Annotated in this window: 26 protein-coding genes; 22 read left to right on the top strand and 4 right to left on the bottom strand. The window is 73.2% G+C overall.

The features are described 5' to 3' along the window. Window positions 1–49: 49 nt before the first annotated feature. Window positions 50–1,510: an amidophosphoribosyltransferase gene (locus tag IPO09_18195; GenBank protein ID MBK9519233.1), complete on the top strand. Its 1,461-nt coding sequence runs from the start codon at window positions 50–52 to the stop codon at window positions 1,508–1,510. A gap of 12 nt (window positions 1,511–1,522) precedes the next feature. Here IPO09_18195 and IPO09_18190 read toward each other — a convergent pair whose 3' ends face one another. Next, entirely contained in the window at window positions 1,523–2,362 is an 840-nt protein-coding gene (locus IPO09_18190; protein ID MBK9519232.1) for a PilZ domain-containing protein, read from the bottom strand. A gap of 173 nt (window positions 2,363–2,535) precedes the next feature. On the opposite strand from IPO09_18190, the gene IPO09_18185 reads away from it, so the two are divergent. Both IPO09_18185 and IPO09_18180 read left to right on the top strand, forming a co-directional pair. Then, entirely contained in the window at window positions 2,536–3,672 is a 1,137-nt protein-coding gene (locus IPO09_18185) for a hypothetical protein (GenBank protein MBK9519231.1), read from the top strand. Window positions 3,673–3,853: 181 nt separating this feature from the next. Then, a complete protein-coding gene (locus tag IPO09_18180; protein MBK9519230.1) occupies window positions 3,854–4,141 on the top strand; it encodes an HU family DNA-binding protein in 288 nt (95 codons plus the stop codon). A 127-nt stretch (window positions 4,142–4,268) separates the two neighbouring features. Here IPO09_18180 and IPO09_18175 read toward each other — a convergent pair whose 3' ends face one another. Next, window positions 4,269–5,021 carry a response regulator gene (locus IPO09_18175; GenBank protein ID MBK9519229.1) on the bottom strand — a complete coding sequence of 251 codons (753 nt, stop codon included), beginning with the start codon at window positions 5,019–5,021 and terminating at the stop codon, window positions 4,269–4,271. 106 nt (window positions 5,022–5,127) lie between these two features. On the opposite strand from IPO09_18175, the gene IPO09_18170 reads away from it, so the two are divergent. The 7 genes from IPO09_18170 (at window position 5,128) to IPO09_18140 (ending at window position 10,133) form a co-directional block, all read left to right on the top strand. After that, window positions 5,128–5,637, top strand: a complete 510-nt coding sequence (locus IPO09_18170) for an NAD(P)H-dependent oxidoreductase subunit E (protein ID MBK9519228.1) — start codon at window positions 5,128–5,130, stop codon at window positions 5,635–5,637. Beyond that, window positions 5,634–6,965 (top strand): NADH-quinone oxidoreductase subunit NuoF, encoded by a 1,332-nt coding sequence (gene nuoF / locus IPO09_18165; GenBank protein MBK9519227.1) that lies wholly within the window; start codon window positions 5,634–5,636, stop codon window positions 6,963–6,965. Before IPO09_18170 ends, nuoF begins: the two co-directional genes overlap by 4 nt. Beyond that, window positions 6,962–7,468, top strand: coding sequence for an NADH-quinone oxidoreductase subunit J (locus tag IPO09_18160; protein MBK9519226.1), 507 nt, complete (start codon window positions 6,962–6,964; stop codon window positions 7,466–7,468). Before nuoF ends, IPO09_18160 begins: the two co-directional genes overlap by 4 nt. Beyond that, on the top strand, window positions 7,469–7,777 hold the full coding sequence (gene nuoK / locus IPO09_18155) for an NADH-quinone oxidoreductase subunit NuoK (GenBank protein ID MBK9519225.1): 309 nt from the start codon (window positions 7,469–7,471) through the stop codon (window positions 7,775–7,777). Window positions 7,778–7,881: 104 nt separating this feature from the next. Continuing rightward, window positions 7,882–9,090, top strand: a complete 1,209-nt coding sequence (locus IPO09_18150; protein ID MBK9519224.1) for a YIP1 family protein — start codon at window positions 7,882–7,884, stop codon at window positions 9,088–9,090. Then, a complete protein-coding gene (locus IPO09_18145; GenBank protein MBK9519223.1) occupies window positions 9,090–9,488 on the top strand; it encodes a DUF2752 domain-containing protein in 399 nt (132 codons plus the stop codon). The genes IPO09_18150 and IPO09_18145 overlap by 1 nt, the downstream gene beginning before the upstream one ends. An 18-nt stretch (window positions 9,489–9,506) precedes the next feature. Then, window positions 9,507–10,133: a glycerol-3-phosphate acyltransferase gene (locus IPO09_18140; protein ID MBK9519222.1), complete on the top strand. Its 627-nt coding sequence runs from the start codon at window positions 9,507–9,509 to the stop codon at window positions 10,131–10,133. Window positions 10,134–10,375: 242 nt separating this feature from the next. Here the strand turns inward: IPO09_18140 and IPO09_18135 are convergent, their stop codons facing one another. Further along, the gene (locus tag IPO09_18135; GenBank protein MBK9519221.1) at window positions 10,376–13,195 is read right to left on the bottom strand and encodes a DNA translocase FtsK; all 2,820 of its coding nucleotides are present in this window, start codon (window positions 13,193–13,195) and stop codon (window positions 10,376–10,378) included. Window positions 13,196–13,354: 159 nt separating this feature from the next. Here IPO09_18135 and IPO09_18130 point away from each other — a divergent pair, with 159 nt between their 5' ends. From IPO09_18130 to IPO09_18085, 10 genes are all read left to right on the top strand, one after another. Further along, window positions 13,355–14,839 (top strand): zinc-ribbon domain-containing protein, encoded by a 1,485-nt coding sequence (locus IPO09_18130; GenBank protein ID MBK9519220.1) that lies wholly within the window; start codon window positions 13,355–13,357, stop codon window positions 14,837–14,839. Between the two features lie 2 nt (window positions 14,840–14,841). Continuing rightward, a complete protein-coding gene (locus tag IPO09_18125; protein ID MBK9519219.1) occupies window positions 14,842–15,174 on the top strand; it encodes a zf-TFIIB domain-containing protein in 333 nt (110 codons plus the stop codon). 17 nt (window positions 15,175–15,191) lie between these two features. Beyond that, complete coding sequence (gatC, locus tag IPO09_18120) at window positions 15,192–15,485, top strand: Asp-tRNA(Asn)/Glu-tRNA(Gln) amidotransferase subunit GatC (protein MBK9519218.1); 294 nt, start codon at window positions 15,192–15,194, stop codon at window positions 15,483–15,485. Beyond that, window positions 15,482–16,969: an Asp-tRNA(Asn)/Glu-tRNA(Gln) amidotransferase subunit GatA gene (gatA, locus tag IPO09_18115; protein MBK9519217.1), complete on the top strand. Its 1,488-nt coding sequence runs from the start codon at window positions 15,482–15,484 to the stop codon at window positions 16,967–16,969. Before gatC ends, gatA begins: the two co-directional genes overlap by 4 nt. After that, window positions 16,966–17,388, top strand: a complete 423-nt coding sequence (locus IPO09_18110) for a hypothetical protein (protein ID MBK9519216.1) — start codon at window positions 16,966–16,968, stop codon at window positions 17,386–17,388. The genes gatA and IPO09_18110 overlap by 4 nt, the downstream gene beginning before the upstream one ends. Beyond that, on the top strand, window positions 17,388–18,845 hold the full coding sequence (gatB, locus tag IPO09_18105; GenBank protein ID MBK9519215.1) for an Asp-tRNA(Asn)/Glu-tRNA(Gln) amidotransferase subunit GatB: 1,458 nt from the start codon (window positions 17,388–17,390) through the stop codon (window positions 18,843–18,845). The genes IPO09_18110 and gatB overlap by 1 nt, the downstream gene beginning before the upstream one ends. After that, complete coding sequence (locus tag IPO09_18100) at window positions 18,845–19,063, top strand: hypothetical protein (protein ID MBK9519214.1); 219 nt, start codon at window positions 18,845–18,847, stop codon at window positions 19,061–19,063. The genes gatB and IPO09_18100 overlap by 1 nt, the downstream gene beginning before the upstream one ends. Then, a complete protein-coding gene (gene mtnA, locus IPO09_18095; protein ID MBK9519213.1) occupies window positions 19,060–20,079 on the top strand; it encodes an S-methyl-5-thioribose-1-phosphate isomerase in 1,020 nt (339 codons plus the stop codon). Before IPO09_18100 ends, mtnA begins: the two co-directional genes overlap by 4 nt. Window positions 20,080–20,270: 191 nt before the next feature. Beyond that, window positions 20,271–20,456 carry a type II toxin-antitoxin system HicA family toxin gene (locus IPO09_18090; GenBank protein MBK9519212.1) on the top strand — a complete coding sequence of 62 codons (186 nt, stop codon included), beginning with the start codon at window positions 20,271–20,273 and terminating at the stop codon, window positions 20,454–20,456. 56 nt (window positions 20,457–20,512) lie between these two features. After that, a complete protein-coding gene (locus IPO09_18085) occupies window positions 20,513–20,881 on the top strand; it encodes a helix-turn-helix transcriptional regulator (protein MBK9519211.1) in 369 nt (122 codons plus the stop codon). 305 nt (window positions 20,882–21,186) lie between these two features. Here IPO09_18085 and IPO09_18080 read toward each other — a convergent pair whose 3' ends face one another. After that, the gene (locus IPO09_18080; protein MBK9519210.1) at window positions 21,187–22,014 is read right to left on the bottom strand and encodes a DUF4019 domain-containing protein; all 828 of its coding nucleotides are present in this window, start codon (window positions 22,012–22,014) and stop codon (window positions 21,187–21,189) included. A gap of 418 nt (window positions 22,015–22,432) precedes the next feature. Here IPO09_18080 and IPO09_18075 point away from each other — a divergent pair, with 418 nt between their 5' ends. Together IPO09_18075 and IPO09_18070 are read left to right on the top strand one after the other, a co-directional pair. Continuing rightward, complete coding sequence (locus IPO09_18075) at window positions 22,433–22,903, top strand: DUF1232 domain-containing protein (protein ID MBK9519209.1); 471 nt, start codon at window positions 22,433–22,435, stop codon at window positions 22,901–22,903. Further along, on the top strand, window positions 22,900–23,561 hold a 662-nt coding region (locus tag IPO09_18070; protein MBK9519208.1), incomplete at its 3' end, for an ATP-sensitive inward rectifier potassium channel 10. The genes IPO09_18075 and IPO09_18070, both read left to right, overlap by 4 nt.

The raw sequence follows: 23,561 nt of genomic DNA, 5'->3' as shown, positions 1-23,561 counted from the left end.
GGTGCGTGGGGTTCATTTTCAAGACCACACGGTTATACTCCGCCGCCTCATGGGGTACGACGCGGTCTACGACAAGCTGAAGGACGAGTGCGGAGTCTTCGGGATCTGGGCCCTGGGCCACCTCGAGGAAGCCGCCAACTTCACCTACCTGGGGCTGCACGCCCTGCAGCACCGCGGCCAGGAGTCGGCCGGCATCGTCTCCACCGACGGGGAGACGCTGCACGTCCACCACGGCATGGGGCTGGTGGCCGACGTCTTCAACCCGGAGATCATCGCCCGGCTCAAGGGCGGCACGGCCATCGGCCACGTCCGCTACTCCACCACCGGCGCCAGCCACCTCAAGAACGCCCAGCCCATCGCCGTGCAGTACGCCGGCGGGGCGGTGGCGGTGGCCCACAACGGCAACCTGGTGAACGCCGACGTGCTCAGGCTGGAGCTGGAGGCGCAGGGCTCCATCTTCACGGCCTCCACCGACACCGAGGTCATCGTCCACCTCATCGCCAAGGCCAGGCAACACGGCCCGCCCAACTCGGCCGAGCAGCTGGTCAGCGCGGTGCGCCAGGCCATGTCGCGGGTGGCCGGGGCCTACTCGGTGCTCTTCCTCTCGCCCAAGGCCATGGTGGGGGTGCGCGACCCCATGGGCTTCCGCCCGCTGGTGCTGGGGCGCCTCAAGGGCCAGTGGGTGCTGGCCTCGGAGACCACCGCCCTCGACCTCATCGAGGCCGAGTACGTGCGCGAGGTGGAGCCGGGGGAGCTGGTGGTGGTGGACGGCGACGGGCTGCGCAGCGAGCGGCTCTTCCCCGACCAGCCCAAGGCCAGGCGGCTCGGCCGCTGCGTCTTCGAGCACATCTACTTCGCCCGGCCCGACTCGGTGCTCTTCGGCAAGTCGGTCTACCAGGCGCGCTCCTCCTTCGGGCGGCAGCTGGCCATCGAGCACCCGGTGCCGGCCGACATCGTCATCCCGGTGCCCGACTCGGGCGTGCCCGCCGCCATCGGCTACGCCGAGCAGAGCGGCATCCCCTTCGTCATGGGGCTGGTGCGCAGCCACTACGTGGGGCGCACCTTCATCGAGCCGTCGCAGTCCATCCGCCACTTCGGCGTCAAGCTGAAGCTCAACGCCCTGAAGGACGTGCTCAAGGGCCAGCGGGTGGTGGTGGTGGACGACTCCATCGTGCGCGGCACCACCAGCCGCAAGATCGTGAAGATGATCCGGGCCGCCGGCGCCGCCGAGGTGCACCTGCGCATCTCCTCGCCGCCCACCTCCTGGCCCTGCTACTACGGCATCGACACGCCGACGCGCCAGGAGCTCATCGCCTCGTCGCACGACGAGCTGCAGATCGCCACCTACGTCACGGCCGACACGCTCGGCTACCTGTCGCGCGACGGGCTCTACGCCGCGCTCGGCGAGGAGCGCTCCACCTTCTGCGACGCCTGCTTCTCCGGCGAGTACCTCATCGACTTCCCCACGAAGTCGGAGGTCACCCGCGGGCTGCGCGTCGTCGGGACCTGAGGAGCGCCCCGGCTAGGACGCCCAGGGCGCCAGCCGCTCCAGCGCGCCGGTGATCATGGCGTCGGCCGGGGCCAGGTGCTTGGCCTCGCGCAGCCGCGCCACCGCCACCTCGATGCGGCCGGCGGTGAGGTGGTTGATCCCCTCGTCGTAGAGCGCCTGGGCCGCCGCGGTGCGGCCGGCCGCGCCCATGGGGCCGGGCGGGGTGGGGGCGGGGAGGGCGATGCCCTCGGCGGCGAGCGCCTTCTCGGCGCCGAGGAGCACCGCGCTCCAGCGATCCGGCGCCACCGCCTCGAGGGGCGAGAGCACCAGGAAGCGGCGGGTCACCAGGGCGAAGGTGGCGCCGCGCACCCGCTCGAAGGCGCTGCCGAGCTGGTGCGCCAGGCCGGCCACGGTGATGCCGGTGCCGATGCGCTTGAGCACCGCCACCTCCTCGGCGGAGAAGTCACCGAGGAAGCGCGGCGGGTCGCCCAGGTAGAGCGAGGCGGCGCGCGAGAGCCGCTCCGGGATGCGCTTCACGGTGCTGGCGGCCGTGGGGTCGGCCTTCACCAGCACGTCGAACCAGCCGGCCTCTGTGCGGCCGGGCTGGAACTGGATGCCGAGGCGGGAGGGCTCCTGGGAGCGCAGCCAGACCACGGTGCCGGTGGCCCGGATGGTCCGGCCGATGGCCTCGCAGCGGATCTCGAGCTGGAGCTCGCGCCCGGGGGCGGCCAGGCGCGGGGTGACGAGCTGGCACCCCAGCGGGCCGAGGTCCTCGGTCTCCGCCTTCCAGGCCGCGAAGCGGTCCCGGATCTCGACGGAGCAGCGCTGAGGCACCCGCGGAGCGCGGCGCGGGTTGAGGACGTCGGTGTGCAAGGCTTCTACCCCCTGGATGTAGTGGAAGCTGGTGACGAAACGTGACTCAACAAGTCCCGGGCCGGGGTGGAAACGCTTCTTTAGGAGTAGGCTGAGCGAGGGTCGGCGCCCGTCGGTCCGGCCCCGTCCGCCCGACCGCGACCCCCTGGGCCCCGGTCTAGACTCGGGGCGCCATGACCCCAACCCCGCCCACCGCCCCTTCCTTCCGCGTCGCCGACGGCGAGGTCTGGATCTACCGGCTCTTCGACGTGGCCGACGCCATCGACCTGGCCCGGGCCGAGCAGCTGGGCGGCGCCCCGGCCGCCCGCCTGGCCATGGACGGCGCCCAGAGCGCCTCGGCCCTCGAGTTCCCCCGCGCCCCGCTGCACGTCTCCATGGGGCGCCGCCAGGTGCCGCTGGGCAGCGGCGCGCGCACCGCCGAGGCCAGCGCCCACGTCTTCGACTACGGCGTGGTGAGCGTGCGCTACCGGGTGGCCATCCCAGCCGGCACCGCGCTGGAAGCGCTGGTGCCATTGGCCGAGGAGCTGCTGGAGGGGCCCACCGCCGAGCTCGACGCCGCCGCCCGCGCCCACGCCGGCGAGGTGGCCGCCGCCCTGGGCACGGCGCTGGAGCGGCCGCACGAGTGGGAGGGGCTGGAGAGCTACCACGTCTTCTTCGTGAAGGCCTTCGAGGGCCCCGGGATCACCGCCCAGCGGCTCCTGGCCGAGGCCCCCATCCCGGCGCTGCTGCTCGGCGAGACCAGCCCGGTGCGCCTCTCCGAGGCCGAGCGGCAGGACGTGTTGTCGCACCAGTTCAGCTACCTGGAGAACGACCTGACGGTCATCCACTGGAACTCGGCCCTGGTGGTCGAGCCCTCCGGCCTGGAGGACGTGCCCGACCTGCTGGAGTTCGCCACCGCCCACCTGCTCGAGCTGCGCTTCTACGACGCCCTGCTCGACCGCGAGCTGCACCGCATCTACGACGAGCTGGAGGGCGGCGGCAGCCCCATCACCCACCTCGTCACCCGCAAGTACCGGCGCCTGCAGCGGCGCACCGCGGCCCTGCTGCTGGAGCTGTCCGAGATGATCGAAAGGCTCGAAAACGCGGTGAAAATCGTCGGGGACTTCTACCTGGCGCGCCTCTACCAGGCGGCCGTGAAGCGCTTCCGGCTGGCCTCCTGGCAGGAGACGGTGCTGCGCAAGCAGAAGCTGGTGGCCGAGGTGAACGACCTCACCGGCGACTCGGCCGACACCTCGCGCTCCGAGCTCCTCGAGATCGTCATCATCCTGCTCATCGCCTACGAGATCATCGCCGCGTTCGTCGTACGGTGAGTCGCTGTCACGAAAGGCCTGGAAACACCGGGCGGGGCGTGTGCGGTCCTCATGGAAGGCCCATTTTTCAGGCTGATCGTGAGATCGCCGTGTTGACGCGGGGATCCGGAAGCGATATCACGCTGGACATTCGCCGCCCTGCAACACCAACGAACAGCGGCGGTCAGGAGGGTTCTCCGACATGACGCAGGCCCAGTTCTTCCAGGCGGTCGCCGAGGCGGCCGGTGTTTCCAAGGTGCAGGCCAAGGCAGTCTTCACGGCGGTCGAAGAGGTCGTGATGAAGCGCCTCAAGGCCGAGGGCAAGATCCCGCTCGGCGGTCTCGGCGCGGTCAAGCTCGTGGACCGCAAGGCCCGCATCGGCCGCAATCCGGCCACCGGCGAGCAGATCAAGATCGCCGCCAAGACCGTGGTGAAGATCGCCCCGGCGAAGGCCATGAAGGACGCCTTCAACAAGAAGGCCAAGAAGTAGCTCGAGTCCTTCGAGCCGCACCCGACGCCCGTCGCGCTCCTGCGCGGCGGGCGTCTTCTCTTTTGGCTGGGGCCGTGTGGTTTCGAGCGGTGGCGACGGGCCGCGGGGCGCCCCGCGCCGGCCCGGCTCAGCTGGCCAGGCGCAGCAGCGCCAGCACCGTGCCGATGACGTCGGCGAACTGCACCGGCTTCTGCAGGTAGACGTCGACGCCCAGGTCGAGGGCGCGCTGCCGCACCTCGGGGCCGCCGGTGCTGATGGCCAGCACCGGCACCGGCGCCAGCGCCGGGTCGGCGCGCAGCCGCTCCACCAGCGCGAAGCCGTCGAGCACCGGCAGGTTGAGCTCGCACATGACGAGGTCGGCGGGCGCCAGCGCCAGCTGCACCAGCGCCTCCTGCCCGGTCCGGGCGAAGCGGACCTCCACCTCCACCGCGCCGGTCGGGGTGCGCAGCTTGCGCAGCGCGTACTCGTACATCTCGACGACGTGCGGGTTGGCCTCCACCACCAGGATGTGGAAGACACGCCCCGAAAGGTCCGCCGGCCCCGCGCCGCCGCCGGCCTTCTCCGCCAGGCGGGCCAGGGTGGCCCGGTCGGCGGTCCGGTCGTCGGGCACCTTCACGGCCACGCCACCGGGCCCCTCGGGGCTGGGGAGGCGCACCCGCACCACCTCCACCTCGACGGTCACCGGGGCCAGCAGCCCGGGGAAGCTGACCTGGAGGGGCAGGCGCTCCCCCACCGCCAGGGCGCGCTCGGTCCGGATGAACAGGCCGGCGGCCGACAGGTTCTCCGTGGTGTCGCGCACCCCGTGGTGCTGGCCGGGGTACTCGACCCGAAGCACCAGCGGTACGCGGGGTTCGCCTCGCTTCTCTTGGCCGGGAGTCATGCTGGAAGGCTTGTATATCGCGGCGTATCTCCTTGACAATACTACATCACCTCACTAGCGTCGGCGCCCGCCTCACCCAGCTCCCGTTCCCCACTTTCGGACTCCCATGACCAACCAAGCAGGTGGTGTCGAGGGGTTGCCGCGAGAGAAGGTCGAGCAGTTCGACCGCGAGCTCGCCGAGATCCTCAAGCGGTACCCGCCGGACCGGAAGGCCTCGGCGATGATCCCGGCGCTGCGCATCGGTCAGACCCTCTTCGGTTACGTCTCTCCGGCCGTCCAGGCCCTGGCCGCAGACCGGCTGGGGACCTCCCCGTCCCGCGCGGAGGAGGTCGCCACCTTCTACGTGATGCTGGAGACGCACCCGTTCGGGAAGCACCTGGTCGAGGTGTGCACCAGCGTGTCCTGCTCGCTCACGGGCGGCGACCGGCTCTACGCCTACCTGAAGCAGAAGCTGGCGCTGGCCGGGGCGGGCAACACCCCGGACGGCCGCTTCACGCTGCGCGAGGCCGAGTGCCTCGGCTCCTGCGGCACCTCCCCGGCCATGCTGGTGGACGAGGAGATGCACGAGCAGCTCACGCCCAAGAAGGTCGACGCCATCCTCGGGGGTCTCACGTGAGCGAGACGCTCATCCTCTCCGCGCGCTGGGCCAAGCCCGGCAGCGCCACGCTGGAGAGCTACCGGGCCGACGGCGGCTACGCCGCGCTCGACAAGGCCCTGGGCATGGAGCCCTCGGCCATCGTCGACGAGGTGAAGAAGTCCAACCTGCGCGGCCGCGGCGGCGCCGGCTTCGCCACCGGCCTCAAGTGGACCTTCCTCCCGAAGGACATCCGCCCCCGCTACCTGACCGTCAACGCCGACGAGTCGGAGCCCGGCACCTTCAAGGACCGCTACATCATGGAGCTGGATCCCCACATGCTGCTCGAGGGGATCGCGCTCACCTGCTACGCGCTCGACATCCACCTGGCCTACATCTACATCCGCGGCGAGTTCGCCAAGCAGGCGCGCGCCCTGGAGACGGCCATCGCCGAGGCCCGGGCGGCCGGCGTCATCGGGTCGAAGCTGCTGGGCAAGAAGGACTTCCCGCTCGAGATCCACGTGCACCGCGGCGCCGGCGCCTACATCTGCGGCGAGGAGTCGGCGCTGCTCGAGTCCCTGGAGGGCAAGAAGGGCTACCCGCGCCTCAAGCCCCCGTTCCCGGCCATCGTCGGCCTGTGGGGCAAGCCCACCATCATCAACAACGTCGAGACCATCGCCAACGTCCCCTGGATCGTGCAGCACGGCGGCGAGGCCTTCGCGGCCCTGGGGGTGGGCAAGTCCGGCGGCACGCGGCTCTTCGGCGTCTCCGGGCACGTCAACCGGCCCGGCGTCTACGAGAAGCCGGTGGCCTACAACCTGAAGCAGCTCATCATGGAGGACGCCGGCGGCGTGCTGGGCGGCCGCGCGCTCAAGGCGGTCATCCCGGGCGGCTCCTCGGCCCCGGTGCTGGCGGCCCACGAGATCGACATCTCCATGGAGTTCGACGCGGTCAAGGCGGCCGGGTCGATGTCCGGCTCGGGCGGCGTCATCGTCTTCGACGAGTCGGCCTGCATGGTCCGGGCGCTGGCCCGCCTGGCCAAGTTCTACGCCGAGGAGTCCTGCGGGCAGTGCACCCCCTGCCGCGAGGGCACCAACTGGATGGAGGGCATGCTGGAGCGCATCGAGGCCGGCCACGCGGTGGCCGCCGACGTGGCGCGCCTCGAGCAGGTGGCCAACTCCATCGCCGGCAACACCATCTGCGCCCTGGGCGACGCCGCCGCCATGCCGGTCCAGTCCTTCATCAAGAAGTTCAAGCCGGAGTTCCTGGCGCACGTGGAGCTCAGGCGCTGCCCCTGCGGCGACGACGGCTGGGGCCTCACCCAGGAGCCCCGCGACGCCGTCGCCGGGCCGATGAGGTACGCGCGATGAGCGTCACCGCCGAGCAGGTCACCTTCGTCGTCTTCGCGGTGCCGCTGCTGGTCACCGCCGTCATGGTGGTCACCGCCAAGAGCCCCATGTACGCGGCCATGAGCCTGGTGGCGGCCTTCTTCTTCCTGGCCGGCATCTACGTGCTGCTCTCGGCCCACCTCATCGCCTTCATGCAGATCCTGGTGTACGCCGGCGCCGTCATGGTGCTCTTCCTCTTCGTGATCATGCTGCTCAGCCTGGGGCACGAGCACCTGGAGAAGGAGCGGCAGAAGGCCATGCAGGTGCTCGGCTCGATTGGCGCCATCGTCATGGTGACCCTGATCGCCAGCGCCACCCAGGAGGTGGCGGGCGCCGAGATGGCGGTGGTCCCGCTCGACTTCGGCACCGTCAAGGCGGTGGGGCGCGCCCTCTTCACCAGCTACCTGCTCCCCTTCGAGGCCACCTCGATCCTGCTGCTGGTCGCCATCGTGGGCGCGGTGGTGGTGGCCAAGGAGAAGATCTAGATGGTCCCGCTCAACTGGTACCTCTTGCTGGCGGCCTGCCTCTTCGGCATCGGGCTGGTGGGCGTGCTGGTGAAGCGCAACGCCCTGATCGTCATGATGTGCGTCGAGCTGATGCTCAACGCCGCCAACCTCACCTTCCTGGCCTTCGCCCGCCAGTCCGGCGACATCGGCGGGCACGCCATCGCCTTCTTCGTCATCGCGGTGGCGGCGGCCGAGGCCGCGGTGGGCCTGGCCATCATCATCGCGGTGTTCCGCACCCGCGGCACCGTCAACATGGACGAGGTGCGGGAGCTGCGCGAGGAGGCCTGAGAGGCCCCGCGGCCCGCCCCGCTCCGCCCACGAGGCCCGCCACCCGGCGGGCCTCGCGTCTTTTGGGGGCACGGCCGCGGCGGGCGGCGCGGTAGAGTCCGCGCATGATCGCCCGCTGCGCCCGCTGCCAGGGCACCTTCACCACCGACCGGTTCGGCGTCCAGACCTGCCCGAACTGCGGGTCGGAGCTGCACCTCGCCGATCCCGCCGCCGCCGCTGGCCAGCCGCCCGCCGCGCCTCCCGCACCCGCAGGGCCGCCGCCTGCGGGGCCACCGCCCGCCGGGGCCAGCCTGCCGCCGCTCGGGGAGCCGGCCTGGGGCGCCCCGCCGCCGCCGCCCAGTGGCCCGGCCGGCGCGGTGGAGCCGCCGTCGCCCCCGGTCCCGCCCGCCGGCGGGTGGGGCCTCCCGCCCCCGCCGCCGTTCGGTGGTCCGCCGCCCGGTCCGCCGCCCGGCGGCTGGGGAGGTGCGCCGCCCCCGGGCAGCTTCGGCGGTGCGCCGCCCCCCGGCAGCTTCGGCGCCCCGCCGGCCTACGGCCCGCCTGGTGGCTCCGGTGGATTTGGCGGGTACGGCGGCCCCGGCGGCTACGGCCCGCCCCCCGGCGGTCCGCCGCCCGGCTGGGAGCTGCCGGCGCCCTTCGCCGAGCGCGCCACCCGCGGCTTCTTCCCGGCCTTCTTCGAGACCTGGAAGCTGGTGGCCACGCGGCCTGCAGACCTCTTCCGGCGGGTCCGCATCGACCAGAGCGGCTCGGCGGTGCTCTTCGGCGTGCTGGCGGCCAGCGTCGGGTCGATGGCGGCGGCCACCTACGGCTACTTCTCCGCGGCCGGCTCGCTGGCGGCCATGCAGGACCTGATGGCCAACCTGCCGGAGGAGCAGACCCGCTTCCTGCAGCTCTTCGCCCAGGGCGTCTCGGGCGGCGCCACGCTGGCCCAGATCGCCCTGGCGCCGCTCTTCGCGCTGCTCGGCATCTACCTCACCGCCGGCGTCCTCCACCTGCTGCTGCTGCTCTTCAAGGCGGCGCCGCGCGGCTTCGACGCCACCCTCACGGTGGTGGGCTACGCCACCGGGCTGCAGCTCCTGCTGGCGGTGCCGGGCTGCGGCGGCCTGCTGGCCCTGGTCTGGTACCTGGTGGCGCTCATCATCGGCCTCGGCGAGGCGCAGCGCTGCGGGCCGGGCAAGGCGGCGGCGGCGGTCTTCACGCCGGTGCTGCTGGGCTGCCTGTGCTGCTGCGGCGTGGCCGGCGTGAGCGGGGCCGGGCTGCTGGAGGCCCTCAAGCAGGGCACCAAGACGGTCACCGGCCAGGGGGTCGACCTCTGATGCCGGGCGCCCGCCCCGCCGCCCGGACCTTCGGCCACCCGGAGGTCTTCGCCCTCATCGCGGCGCTCTCCTTCCTGGTGGCGCGCTTCCTCCCGGTCCTCTCGCTGCCCTTCACCTGCCCGTCGAAGGGGCTCTTCGGCCTCCCCTGCGCCACCTGCGGCATGACCCACGCCTTCGTGGCGCTGGCGCACGGCGACCTCGGCGGCGCCCTGGCCGCCAGCCCACTGGGCGCCGCCCTGGCCGCGGCCGCCTGGCTCTACGCCCTGGCCGACGCCGCCCGGCTGGCCGCCGGCCGGCCCTTCCCCTCCCTCCCGCCGCGCCTGCTGCGCGCCGCCGCCGCGCTCGGCGCGGTGGCCCTGCTGACCAACTGGGCCTGGCTCCTGGCCCGCCAGGCCTGAGCAGGCCCCGAGACCTCCATGACCGACGCCGTCCTCGGCCCCGTCCTCGTCGTCCTCGGCTACCTCTCCGGCTCGGTGCCCTACGGCTACGTCCTGCCCAAGCTCGTGAAGGGCGTGGACGTGCGCACCATCGGCTCCGGCAACATCGGCGCCACCAACGCGGCCAGGGCCGGCGGCCGGACCATGGGGGTGGTGGTCTTCGTGCTCGACGTGCTGAAGGCCATGGTGCCGGTGGTGGTGGCGCAGTGGGTCATGGCCGGCAGCGCGCGGGCCGACGTCTGGGTCATGGCCACCGCCATCGCCGCCTTCGCCGGCCACCTCTTCCCGGTGTGGCTCGGGTTCCAGGGCGGCAAGGGCGTGGCCACCGGCCTGGGCGTGTTCGCGGTGCTGGCCCCCTGGGCGGCCGCCGCCGGCTTCGCCGCCTGGATCCTGGTCTACGCCACCATCCGCATCTCCTCGGTGGGCTCGCTGCTCGGCACGCTGGTCTGCGCCGCCGGCGTGTTCGCGCTGCGCGGGCCGCTGAGCCCCATCACCTGGGCCGGCGTGGCGGTGGCGGCCATGATCTGGTGGCGCCACCGCGAGAACATCGGCCGGCTGCTGCGCGGTGAGGAGAAGCCCAAGCCGAAGAAGGTGAAGGCGCCCTGACGGGCACCCCTCACCCCGGCCCTCTCCCCGGAGGGGAGAGGGAGACTCAACCTGCGAGGGAGGCTCAACCTGGGAGGGAGACTCAACCTGGGAGGGAGACTCAACCTGGGAGGGAGGCTCAACCTGGGAGGGAGACTCAACCTGGGAGGGAGACTCAACCTGGGGGGGGAGGCTCACCATACTCTGCTCCCTCTCCCCCAGCTCGCTGGGGGAGAGGGCCGGGGTGAGGGGGCCGCGGCGCCCTACACGTTCGGCTGCTCGGAGACCTCGCCCGGCACGCCGGCCCGCATCAGCACCTGGCGCGGCTTGACGCCGTTGGCCGGGCCCACCAGCCCCTCGCGCTCCATCCGCTCGATGATCTTGGCGGCCTTGTTGTAGCCCAGCCGCATCTCGCGCTGCAGCTTGGAGACCGAGACCTCGTCCATGCGGGCCACCAGCTCGATGGCCTGGTCGTAGACCGGGTCGTCCTCGTCGTCGTAGCGGCCGCCCTCGCCGCCGCCGTCGCGGGCCTTGAGGATGGACTCGTCGTAGACCGGCTTGCCCTGCTCCTTGAGGAACCCCACCACCCGGTGCAGCTCCTCCTCGGACACGAAGGCGCCCTGCACGCGGGTCAGCGGCGCGGTGGCGGTCATGATGAGCATGTCGCCGTTGCCCAGCAGGCTCTCGCCGCCGGGGCCGTTGATGATGGTGGCGGAGTCGTGGCGGCTGCCCAGGCGGAAGGAGATGCGGGCCGGGAAGTTGTTCTTGATGGTGCCGGTCACCACGTCGGTGGAGGGGCGCTGGGTGGCCACGATGAGGTGGATGCCGGTGGCGCGGGCCTTGGCGGCCAGGCGGGCCAGCGAGGTCTCCACCTCGCGCGGCGCGGTCAGCATGAGGTCCGCCAGCTCGTCGATGACCACCACGATGTAGGGCAGCTTCTGCGGCAGCTTGCGCTCGTCGCGGGCCGCCACCGGGTCGGCCGGCGGCGGGGCGGTGGGGTCCTCGAACTCGGCCGAGCCAACCAGCGGCCCGGCGGGCGGCGCCGCCAGCGCGGCGGCCTCGGCGGCGGCGCGGGCCTCGGCCTGGGCCTCGGTCTCGCCGGCCACCTCGTCCACCACCACCAGCTTCTTGAACGTGGGCTGGATCTCCTCGCCGAACAGGCTGCCCTGGGCGCGGTGCTTCTCCACCTTGGCGTTGTAGCTCTTCAGGTCCTTGGAGCCGGTGTCGGCCAGGATCTGGGTGCGCCGCTCCATCTCGTCCACCGCCCACTGCAGCGCGCGGGCCGCCTTCTGCGGGTCGGTCACCACCGGCAGGAGCAGGTGCGGGATGTCCTCGTAGGGCGACAGCTCGGTCATCTTGGGGTCGACCATGATCATGCGCACCTCGGCCGGCGTCTGCCGGTAGAGCATGCTGAGGATCATGGTGTTGAGCCCCACCGACTTGCCCGAGCCGGTGGTGCCGGCGATGAGCAGGTGCGGCATCTTCTGCAGGTCCACGCAGTAGGGGCTGCCCTCGATGTCCTTGCCCAGGCCGAGCGGCAGGAAGCCGCCGGCCGAGCCGAAGGTCTCCGACTCCAGGATGTCGCGCAGGAAGACGGTGCCGCGCAGCTTGTTGGGCACCTCGATGCCCACCACGCCCTTGCCCGGGATGGGGGCGATGATGCGCAGCCGCGTGGCCGACAGCGCCATCGTCAGCTCCTTGTCGCAGTTCTCGATGCGGGCCAGCTTGACGCCGGCCACCGGCAGGAACTCGTAGAGCGTCACCACCGGCCCGGGCCGGATGGTGGTGATCTGCCCGTCGATGCCGTGCTCCTTCAGGGTGGCCACGATGACCTCGGCCACCCGCGTCAGGCCGCTCTTGTCGACGTCGGCGGCCTTCTCCTCGTGCACGTCGAGCAGGTCGGTGGAGGGCAGGCGGAAGACGTCGCCGGCCTTGGTGAAGGCGAAGGCCGGGGCCTCCTTCTTCTGGTCCTTCTTCTTGCGGCGCTCCTCCAGCATGGCGGAGGAGACCACGATCTCCGGGCGGACCGGCAGCGGCGCCAGGGCCACGGGCGGCGGCAGGGGCTCCGGGGCGGCCTCCAGCGCGGGCGGCGGCGCCACGGCCTCGGCCGCCACCTCGGCGGCCCGCTCCTCGGCCCGCTTGCGCCGGCGGCGCGGCGGCTCGGCCTCGGGCGACGGCCCGGCGACCTCCGCGGCGGCCGCGGCGGCCAGCGGGCGCGGCTCCAGCGAGTCCACCCAGGCCGGATCGTCCAGCCCGGCGCGGCGCACCTGCTCGAGCGCCAGCGCCCCGGCCACGGCGCGGGCCTCGCCGGCGTCGTCCGGCCCGCCGGCCTCCACCTCGGCGGCCGCGGCCAGCGCCGCCGCCTCCTGCTCGGCGCGGCGGGCGCGCTCCACCTCCTGCTCGGCGCGCAGCTCCGCCACCGCCTCGCGGTGCTCGTCGATGGCGTCCGAGAAGCGGGCCCGGGTGAAGCCGAGGAGCGCCGCCACCCCGTCCCAGCTCCAGCGGGCCACGTCGGTGAGCTTGAGATCGGTGGCCACGATGGCCGCCACCGCGGCCACCGCCGCCACCACCAGCACGCTGCCGGTGGTGGAGAGGAGCCGCACCGAGCGGACCGCCAGCCAGGCGCCCACCCCGCCGCCGGCCGGGAAGGAGGCCAGGGCGAAGCGCTGCAGCAGGAGGTGCGAGAGGACCGCCAGGCAGAGGGTGAGGACGAGGGAGGCGCCGCCGCCCAGCGCGGTGAGCCGGCCGGTGGCGCCGCGGAAGAGCCGCCAGGCGATGGTGACCAGGGCCACCGGCACCACCAAGGCCGCGAAGCCCAGGACGCCGTAGACGGCGGAGGCGACCGAGTGACCCACCGGGCCCACCAGGTTGGAGGGGGGCAGGGCGCGCGCCAGCAGCGCGCCGTCGACGGCCGAGAAGGTGGTGAGGGCCAGCCCGGCCCCGCAGCCCAGGGCCAGGAGCACCACCGCGGCGATGTCCCGGGCCATCCCGGTGCGGGGCGCCTTCTTGCCCGAGGCGGGCTCGGCCGCCCGGCCCGAGCGCTCGCGCCCTGAGAGACGACGGTTCCCCTTGACCTTGCCCATGGACGCTCCGACCTCGTTCCCAGGATATGCGGCGATACCGCGCGCACGCGGCCCGCGTGGCCCGAGGATATCGGGGGGGAGGGGTGGGTCAATATTTCGGCGATTCCGCGGACATGGCCTAGAATCGAGCCACACGGAGCCCCCTGCCGAAGGCCGTTCATGGACGTCCGCTGCGACCGCTGCAAGGCCACCTACGTCTTCGACGACGCCCAGGTCACCCCCCAGGGGCTGACGGTGCAGTGCACCGGCTGCGGCCACGTCTTCCGGGTGAAGCGCAAGTCGCTGGTGGTGACGGTGCCGGTCCGGGCGGACGAGGTGACCGAGCCGCCGGTGCTGGCCTCCTCGCTGGCCCCGCGGCCCCCTGACGCGGCGCAGCAGCCCTGGGTGTTCCGCCAGGCGGGCGGCGGCGCGCCGACCTTCACCGACCAGGTCACCCTGCAGAAGTGGATCGTGGAGCGGCGGGTCTCGGCGGACGACGAGGTCTCGCGGTCCGGCAAGCCGTGGGAGCGGCTGTCCAGCCTGCCCGAGCTGGCCGCCTTCTTCGAGGTGATGGCGGAGGTGGAGCGCGGCCGCGGCGCGCCGCCGGCCGGCGAGCCGGCCCCGGCCCCGGCCCCGGCCCCGCACCCGGCCCCGGCCCCGGCCCCGCACCCGGCGCGGGCCGGCAGCACGGACTTCTATCCGCCCACGCCCTTCCTGCCGCTCCCGGACGCGTCGCCGCAGGCCGACGCGGCCCTCACCGTGGCCGCGTCGCCGCCCGAACCCGCGCGGCCCCCGCCGCCCGCCGCTGCGCCGCCCCGGCCGCGCCCGCCCCCGGCCGCGCGCGACGAGGCGCTGCTGACCGCCGAGCTCGGCCCGGAGGAGCTGGCGGCCGTCCGCGGCCGGCAGGGTAGCCGGAGCAAGCTGGTGGTGGCCGCCCTGCTGCTCGTCACCGCCGCCGCCGCCGCCTACGTCTTCGTCCCGACGCTCACCTCGCAGACCGCTCCGCCGCCCGCGCCCGCCCCTGTGACGGCTCCAGCGCCGGTGCCGGCGTCGGCTCCGCTGCCGCCGCCGGTGGCGCCGACCGAGACGGAGAAGGCACCCGAGCCGGTGGCGCCGCCGCTGGCCGCCGAGGAGCCGGCAGCGACCCCGACCGCGCCCCCGCCTGCGACCGCGACCCCGCCCGCGACCCCGACCGCGACCCCACCCCCGACCGCGACCGCGACCGCGACCCCACCCCCGACCGCGACCCCGACCCCGACCCCGACCCCGACCCCGACCGCCACCAAGCCCCCCGCCCCGAAGCCCGCCACCGCCGCCTCCCTCGTGGCCCAGGCCGGCAAGCTCCGCGACAAGGGCGAGGTCGAGAAGGCGCTCGACCTCTACTGGCGGGCCCTGGCGCTGGCGCCCGACAACCTGGGGGCCCTGACCGGGCGGGGTCTGTGCTATTTCGAACTCGGCCAGTACGCTCCCGCAGAGGCGAGCCTCCAGCGGGCGCTGCAGCTAGATCTGGAGCATCCGGACGCCATGATGGGGCTCGCCGAGACCTACCGCGCACAGGGCAAGAAGGCCGAGGCCCTGGCGCTCTTCGAGCGGTACCTGGCCGTCCACCCTGGCGGCGAAGAGGCCGCCGTCGCCCGCTACGCCATCAGCCAACTCAAGGAGTGACCATGTCTGACCGCGGAACGCCCGGAAAGCCGTCGAACACCGAGGACGAGTACTTCGTCCGCGAGGACGCCGAGAAGAAGCGGAAGATCGCGCTCCAGGCCAAGAAGGAGACCCAGGCGGCCGAGCTGGCCCGCCTCAAGGCGCTCCACTGGCTGCGCTGCCCCAAGTGCGGCCTCGAGATGCAGGTGGTGAAGTACAACCAGCACGACGTCGAGGTCTGCTTCGCCTGCAAGGGCATCTTCCTCGACGAGGGCGAGCTCGAGTCCATCGTCAAGCGGGAGAAGAGCGGCGTCATGGGCGCGGTCCTCAACTGGTTCAAGCCGGCCGCCGACTAGCGACCGGCCTGCGCCCGATGGCCCTCTCGCTCGACGACGTCCGGAAGATCGCCCGGCTGGCCCGCCTCCGGCTGACGCCGGAGGAGGAGGCGGCCTTCGGCGGACAGCTCTCGGCCATCCTGGACCACGTGGCCCAGCTGGGCGAGCTGGACGTCTCCGGCGTCGAGCCCATGACCCACGCCCTGGCGGCCGGCGACGCCGCGCCGCTGCGGGAGGATCAGGTGCTGCCCGGCCTGACGCCGGCCCAGGCCCTGGCCAACGCGCCGGCGCGCCAGGACACCTGCTTCAAGGTGCCGAGGATCATCGAGTGACCGCCGACGACGAGCTCACCGGCCTCTCGCTGCGCCAGGCCAGCGAGCGGCTGGAGCGCCGCAGCACCTCCTCGCGCCAGCTCACCGAGGCCTGCCTGGCCCGCATCGCCGCCACCGACGGGCGGGTCGGGGCCTTCCTGACCGTGACCGCCGAGGTGGCGCTGGCCGCCGCCGCCGCGGCCGACGCCCGCGCCGCCGCGGGGGCCCGGCTCGGGCCGCTCGACGGCATCCCGGTGGCGCTCAAGGACCTCTACCTGACGGCCGGCATCCCCACCACCGCCGGCTCCCGCATCCTGGAAGGCTTCGTGCCGCCGGTGGACGGCACCGCGGTGGCCCGCCTGCGCGCCGCCGGCGCGGTGCTGCTCGGCAAGCTCAACCTGGACGAGTTCGCCATGGGCTCGTCCAACGAGAACTCGGCGTTCAAGCCCTGCCGCAACCCGTGGGACCTGGCCCGCACCCCGGGCGGCTCGTCGGGCGGCAGCGCCGCCGCGCTGGCGGCCCGGCAGGTCTACGGCACGCTGGGCACCGACACCGGCGGCTCGATCCGCCTGCCCGCCTCCTTCTGCGGCGTGGTGGGCCTCAAGCCCACCTACGGCCGCGTCAGCCGCTCCGGCGTCATCGCCTTCGCCAGCTCGCTCGACCAGCCCGGGCCGCTCGGCCGCGAGGTGTGGGACGCGGCGGCCCTGCTGCAGGCCATCGCCGGCCGCGACCCGGCCGACCAGACCTGCTCCTCGCGCCCGGTGGACGACTACCTGGGCGGCCTGGAGCGCGGGGCCCGCGGCCTGCGCGTCGGCGTGCCGGCCGAGTGGTTCCAGGGCGGGCTCGAGCCGGGCGTGGAGGCGCAGGTGCGCCGGGCGCTGGCCACCTACCAGCGGCTGGGTGCCACCCTGGTGGACATCTCGCTGCCGCACTCGCGCTACGGCATCGGGGCCTACTACCTCATCGCCACCGCCGAGGCCTCCTCCAACCTGGCCCGCTACGACGGCGTCCGCTTCGGCCACCGGGCCGCCGGGGTGCGCGGCCTCAAGGAGCTGTACGAGGAGTCGCGGGCCCAGGGGTTCGGGGCCGAGCCCAAGCGCCGCATCATGCTGGGCACCTACGCCCTCTCGGCCGGCTACTACGACGCGTACTACCTGCGCGCCCAGAAGGTCCGCACCCTCATCCGGCGCGACTTCGACGCGGCCTTCCAGCGCTGCGACGTGGTGGCCGGGCCGGTGGCGCCGGGCCCCGCCTTCCGGCTGGGCGAGAAGACCGGCGATCCGCTGCAGATGTACCTGGCCGACATCTTCACCATCACCTGCAACCTGGCGGCGCTGCCCGGGCTGTCGGTGCCGTGCGGGCTCACCGGCGGCCTGCCGGTGGGGCTGCAGCTGGTGGGCCGCCCCTTCGACGAGGCCGGCCTGCTCACCGCCGCCCGGGCCCTGGAGCGCGAGCTGGGTCCGGCCCCGGCGCCGGCCGCGCTGGACGGGGCCGGCCCCCCGTGACCCGGCGCGCCGCCACCTTCGTCTGGGCCAGCATGCTGGTGCTGCCCTTCTTCTTCCTGGCGCTGGCCGACGCGACGCGCTGGGGGTCGGCCAACCCGTCCACCACCTCGCTGCTCTTCTGGCTGGCCATCGCCATCTCGGTGCTCAACCTGACCCTGTCGCGCACCCTGCCGCCGCGCCTCGGCTCGCTGCGGGCCGGCCGCGAGGCCACCGCCTTCACCCGCCTGATGGTGGCCTGGCTGCTCTGCGAGTCGGCCGCGCTCTTCCCGCTGGTGACCTGGATCGTCACCGGTGACCCCAGGCTCATCGGGGTCTTCGGCGTGGACCTGCTGGCGCTGCTGCTGCTCTACCCGAGCGACCACCGCTGGCGGAGCCTGCGCCCCGGGCTGGCGCCCGCCACGCCCGGGAGGGCGCGCTGATGCCGGTCTCCGACTTCCAGGTGGTGCTCGGGCTGGAGGTCCACGCCCAGCTGCTGACCCGGACCAAGATCTTCTGCGGCTGCCCCACCACCTTCGGCGGGGCGCCGAACACCCACGTCTGCCCGGTCTGCCTGGGCCTCCCCGGCGTGCTGCCGGCGCTCAACCGCCAGGTGGTGGAGGACGCCGTCCTGACCGGCCTGGCGCTGGGCTGCGCCATCCAGGAGCGCTCCGTCTTCGCCCGCAAGAACTACTTCTACCCGGACCTGCCCAAGGGCTACCAGGTCTCGCAGTACGAGGCCCCCATCTGCCAGGGCGGCGGGCTCACCTTCACGGTGGACGGCGTGGAGAAGCACGTGCGGCTCACCCGCATCCACATGGAGGAGGACGCCGGCAAGAACCTGCACGACGTGGCCGCCGACGGCGCCTCCGGCGTGGACCTCAACCGCGCCGGCGTGCCGCTCCTGGAGATCGTCTCCGAGCCGGACCTGCGCAGCGCCGACGAGGCGGTCGAGTACCTGAAGGCGCTCCGCGCCATCCTGCTCACGCTGGGCGTCAACGACGGCAACCTGGAGGAGGGCTCCTTCCGCTGCGACGCCAACGTCTCGGTGATGCGCCACGGGGCCACCCAGTACGGCACCCGCGCCGAGATCAAGAACATGAACTCCTTCCGCTTCCTCAAGCAGGCGGTGGAGTACGAGGTGCGCCGGCAGGTGGAGCTGGTGGAGGCCGGCCGGCCGGTGGTGCAGGAGACCCGGCTCTTCGACCCGGCCCGCGGCGAGACCCGCTCGATGCGCTCCAAGGAGGACGCGCACGACTACCGGTACTTCCCGGAGCCGGACCTGCAGCCGGTGCTGGTGGCGCCCGCGCTGGTGGCGCGGCTGCGGGCCGCCCTGCCGGAGCTGCCGCGCGCCCGGGCCGCCCGCTACGCCCAGGCCCTGGGGTTGCCGGCCTCCGACGCCGCCCTGCTGGCGGGCGACCGGGCCACCGCCGACTTCTTCGACGCCACCGTGGCCGCCCTGGGCGGCGCGCCCGAGGCGGCCCGCAAGGCCGCCAACTGGCTCAACGGCGAGGTGGCCCGCCTGGTCAACGAGACCGGCCTCGGGCCGGCCGCCTGGAAGCTCACCCCGGCCCACCTGGCCGAGGCGCTGGCGCTCCTGGAGCGCGGCGCCATCAACGGCGCCGGGGCCAAGGTGGTGGTGGAGGAGGCCTTCCGCAGCGGCGCCGCGCCGGCCGCCACGGCGCAGGCGCGCGGCCTGGCCCAGGTCTCCGACAGCGGCGCCATCGAGGCGGTGGTGGACCAGGTGCTGGCCGCCGCGCCCGCCGAGGTGGAGCGCCACCGCAGCGGCAAGAAGGACCTGACCGGCTTCTTCGTGGGCCAGATCATGAAGGCCCTGAAGGGCCAGGGGAACCCGGCGGTGGTGAACGCCCTCCTCAAGAAGAAGCTGGGGGGCCACTGATGGCCTGGGCCGGGTGGGGCGCCGGCGCCGCCGGGGCGGGCTCGGCGGGCGGGCCGAGCCGCGGCTTCCTGCTGGCCGCCGCGGTGGGCTCCGCGGTGGTCACGCTGGTGCTGGCGCTGGAGCGGAGCCCCGCCGCCCTGATCACCGGCGCCGCCGCCGGCTACTTCGCCCTGCGCGCCGCGGGCCGGCTCGGCCCACCCAAGGACCCCCCGACATGACCACCCGCGAGCCGCTGCGCCCCGTCCTCTACGACGAGGGGCGCGACCTGGTGCGGCTGCTCGACCAGCGCCGCCTGCCCGGCGAGGAGACCTGGCTGGAGCTCTCCAGCGCCGACCAGGTGGCCGACGCCATCCGCACCCTGGCGGTGCGCGGCGCCCCGGCCATCGGGGTGGCGGCGGCCTACGGCGTGGCGGTGGAGGCCCGGCGCGGCGCCACCGTGCAGCGGCTGCGCGAGGCCTCCGAGACCCTGGCCCACGCCCGGCCCACCGCGGTGAACCTGGAGTGGGCGGTGCGGCGCATCGGCCGGCGCATCGGGCTCGGCGCCGCCGAGGTGCTGGCCGAGGCCCACGCCATCCGCGACGAGGACGAGGCCGCCTGCCGCCGCCTGGGGGCGCTGGGCGCGCCGCTCCTGCCGCCGGGCGCCACCGTCCTGACCCACTGCAACGCCGGGGCGCTGGCCACCGCCGGCTACGGCACCGCGCTCGGCGTGGTGCGCGCCGCGGTGGAGGCCGGCAACCGGGTGCGGGTGCTGGCCGACGAGACCCGGCCCTTCTTCCAGGGGGCGCGCCTGACCGCCTGGGAGCTGCACCGCGACGGCATCCCGGTGACGGTGCTCACCGACGGCATGGCCGGCTGGCTCATGTCGCGCGGCGAGATCTCCTGCGTGGTGGTGGGGGCCGACCGCGTGGCCGCCAACGGCGACGTGGCCAACAAGATCGGCACCTACTCGCTGGCCGTGCTGGCGGCGCACCACCACCTGCCCTTCTACGTGGCGGCCCCGTGGTCCACGGTGGACCGCGCCACCCCGGACGGCGACGCCATCCCCATCGAGGAGCGCGGCGCCGACGAGGTGCTGGTCATCGGCGGCCAGCGCATCGCCCCGGTGGGCGTGCCGGCCCGCTACCCCGCCTTCGACGTGACCCCGGCGTCGCTGGTCACCGCGCTCATCACCGAGCGTGGGCTGGTGCGGGCGCCCTACCCCGAGGGGCTCTCGGCCCTCGATGGGCCGCGCTGACCCCGGCCCAGAGTTCCGCCGCGCGTCCGCACCGGCCGCGGCGCGGACCAACGCCGCCGGAAATCCGCCAAGGCCTCGAAGTGGTTCACTGGAACGGGGCCTGCAGTGGCCCGGGGGATGCGGGCCACCGTCGGGCATGGAGCGGAAGACCGACTTGTCCGTCGGACACGTATCTGTGTACGGTGGGACAAGTGAGGCGGCGTGAGCTGGAGCGCCGCCTCAGGGAACTCGGCTGGACCCTCCTGCGGCACGGGGGGAACCACGACGTCTGGACGGACGGTGAGCGGCTCGAGTACGTCCCGCGCCACGCCGAGGTGAGCGAACTGCTGGCTCGCCGAATCCTGGCCAAGGCAGCCTCCAAGCAAGGGAGCGAGTGATGCGCCTGGCGGGCCGAGTCTGGAGGGAGGGCCGACACTGGTTGGCGGAGGTGCCGATGCTGGACGCCCTGACGCAGGGCCGGAGCCGCGCCGAGGCCCTCCGCATGCTGGCGGACCTGATCGAGACCATGGCCGGCAAGGCCGGGTTCGAGGTGGAGGTCTTCCATGGCGAAGGCGCCGACCTCGAGGTCGGGACGCCGGACACCGCTGCGCTCGTCGCGGTGATGCTCCGGCGGCAGCGGGAGAAGCATGGGCTCTCGCTGTCCGAGGTGGCGAGGCGCCTGGGGGCTCGGTCCAAGACCGCCTACGCGCGCTACGAACAGGGGCGGAGCGTCCCCTCGGTCGAGAAGCTCTTCGAGCTCCTGGCGGCGGTGGCCCCCAGCCGAGACTTCGCGCTGCGGGAGCGTTCGCTTCCGCCGGTCTAGGGCGGGTAGGGGACCCGAAGCGATATCGCTTCACACGTGTGAACTGCTCCGTCCGGGCGCTCGCTGGGCCTGCGGCACGAAGTCTCGGTAGGTCGAACGGGACCGAGTTCACACGCACGACATGGTGGTGGCGGCAGCCTTGGCGGGCAGGGCGACCTTCGTGGTGACCTTGGACCGCCACCTGCTCGAGGTTGCCGGGCTGGCGGGCATCCGGGCCATGAGGCCAGGTGCGTTCCTGCTGGAACTGCGAGCGCAGCACTGACCTCCTACTCGCCCAGCTCGGCCCTGGAAGGGCGCCCAAGGCGCTAACGAATGCTGTAGCCGACGACTCGCCATCGGTCGTCGTCGTCGAGAGACATCGTCAGGCGCTCGATCAGATCCCCTACTTTCGCGCTGTTGGTTCGCCAAGTGAGCTCCACGTACTTCCCAGGTGGCATGGCTGGAACCTGCCGCAGCTCTACAACCGACAGTTCGCTTCTCTCGACGATCCTGCCCAGGCCATCCCGCAGTTGCCTGGACAGGTCGACGAGCTTCTCAGGGGTCAGCTGGCTCCTGCCTGGCGCTGCGATGGCGCGAACAGCTTCATCGGAGTTCCCCTGCATCACCTGGCCCAGCCAGAGCAGGCCGGCCTTGCGCGCGGCGGCAACTCCCTCCTTGTCACTCATGGGCGGCCGGCAAGTCCCACAGGCCTTGGGACTGTTCGGGACCTGACCACTGGGAATTTCCCGGTTCCACGGACCGCTGGCCGTGCGCTTGAAGCGGACCTCGTACGGCATGATGTCGTCCAGCTTCGTGACCTGGTCTCTCGCGAGGAGGAGGTAGGCGAAGACCACGTAGGCGTCGGCGCCGGCCCGTTCCGGCACCCACTGCATCGCTTCGAAGAGCTCTTGCGCCGCATCGCGGAGAACTGCCGGATCGTCCGTCTCGCTCAGGTACATGAGCCCCAGGAACCTGTCCTTCTCGCCTTCAATCTGGAGAGCCCCAAGGTGGAGCAGCGTGTAGACATGTCCCGACGGTAGGGTGATGGAGCCGAAGCTGATGTGCGTGCCGGCAGCCATTCGAAGCGCCGGCGGCCGACGCCTTGCGTCGCCTGGCTGGGCGGGGTCCACGCCCAGAGCCAAGACGGGGAGCATCAGTCCGACTGTCGTCAAGCACAGGGCTGGCCAGCGCATCACCGATTCCTTGCCCGAGGAGGGACGGCCCCACGGGGAGGCTTCGCTCCGTATGTCGAGGTGTTGTGAGACTTGAAGTTACCGTACCGTGCGTCCTGGGGCAGCACGAAAGGTGGTCGGTCGCTGCACCCTGGCTCCAGCAGACTGCGGGCCGGACCACGGCCGCGCTGTCCGGGCGGCGCCGTCCGATGGATCGGCGAGGGCACGCTTGGCCCGGTGAGCCCCTCACCCCGGCCCTCTCCCCGGAGGGGAGAGGGAGGCTCAACCGCGAGGGCCGCGGAAACCCTGCCGAGAGACGGCCTGGGCCGGGCGGTGACCGGGGTCTCGACCCGCCAGGACTACGCACCCCCGCCGGTCCGAAGGTACACTCCGGAGCCCGATGTCCCCGAAGCCCTGCCCCGCCTGCGGCCGCCCCGGCGGCAGCAACGCCGCCTGCCTCTCCTGCCGGGAGGCGGCGGCCAGGGAGCTGTCGCGCGACGCGGAGGACGTGACGCCCTCCCGGGTGGCCGACGCCGCCGCGCGGGCCGGGCGCTACCTGGCCAGCCCGCCCTGGTGGGCCCGCGGCGCGCCGGCCGGGCTGCTGGCCAAGCTCCGGCTGCTCTGGCTGGTGCTGCGCGACACCGTCAAGGGCCAGTACCACGCGCCCTGGAAGGCCATCGCCGCCCTGGCCGCGGCGGCGCTCTACGTGGTCTCGCCGCTGGACCTCATCCCCGACTTCCTCGGGCCGCTCGGCTTCACCGATGACGCCCTCATGCTGGCCCTCACCTGGGGCCTGCTGAAGCGCGAGCTGCTGGAGTACTGCGCCTGGAAGGGGCTGTCGCCGGCCCACTTCGGCCTGGAGAAGAAGTGAGCCGCGGCGGGCCCGGGCGGCCGCGGCTGATGGAGGGGCGCACCGGCGCCGGCCAGGAGGTGCTGGCGGTGGGCCTGCGCCGCGCCCCGGTGGACGACCTCTACCACTCGCTCATCACCTGGAGCTGGCTGCGCCTCTTCGCCACCATGGGGGCCAGCTACGTCCTGGTGATCGCCGCCTTCGCGCTCCTCTACCTGGCGCTCGGGGACGGGGCCATCGAGCACGCCCGGCTCGAGTCCTTCGAGGACGCCTTCTTCTTCTCCTTCCAGACCATGGCCACCATCGGCTACGGCCACATGCTGCCCCGCAGCACCGCCGCCAACCTGGTCTCGGTCATCCAGGTGATGATCGGCCTGGCCGGCACCGCGCTCTCCACCGGCCTGGTCTTCGCCAAGTTCGCCCGGCCCACCGCCCGGGTGCTGTGGAGCCGGGTGGCGGTGGTGACCCGCTTCGACGGGCAGCCGGCGCTCCTCTTCCGGGTGGCCAACGAGCGGGGCAACCAGATCGTGGAGGCCCAGCTCAACGTGGCGCTGCTGCTCGACGAGGTGACCGCCGAGGGGGAGCGGGTCCGGCGGGCCTACGACCTCAGCCTGCGGCGCGAGCGGTCGCTGCTCTTCTCGCTCACCTGGCTGGCGGTGCACCCCATCGGCCCCGGCAG

Origin of the sequence: Anaeromyxobacter sp., from assembly GCA_016718565.1 — a bacterium.
Lineage (GTDB): Bacteria > Myxococcota > Myxococcia > Myxococcales > Anaeromyxobacteraceae > JADKCZ01.
This window is presented reverse-complemented; position numbering and strand designations above follow the sequence as displayed.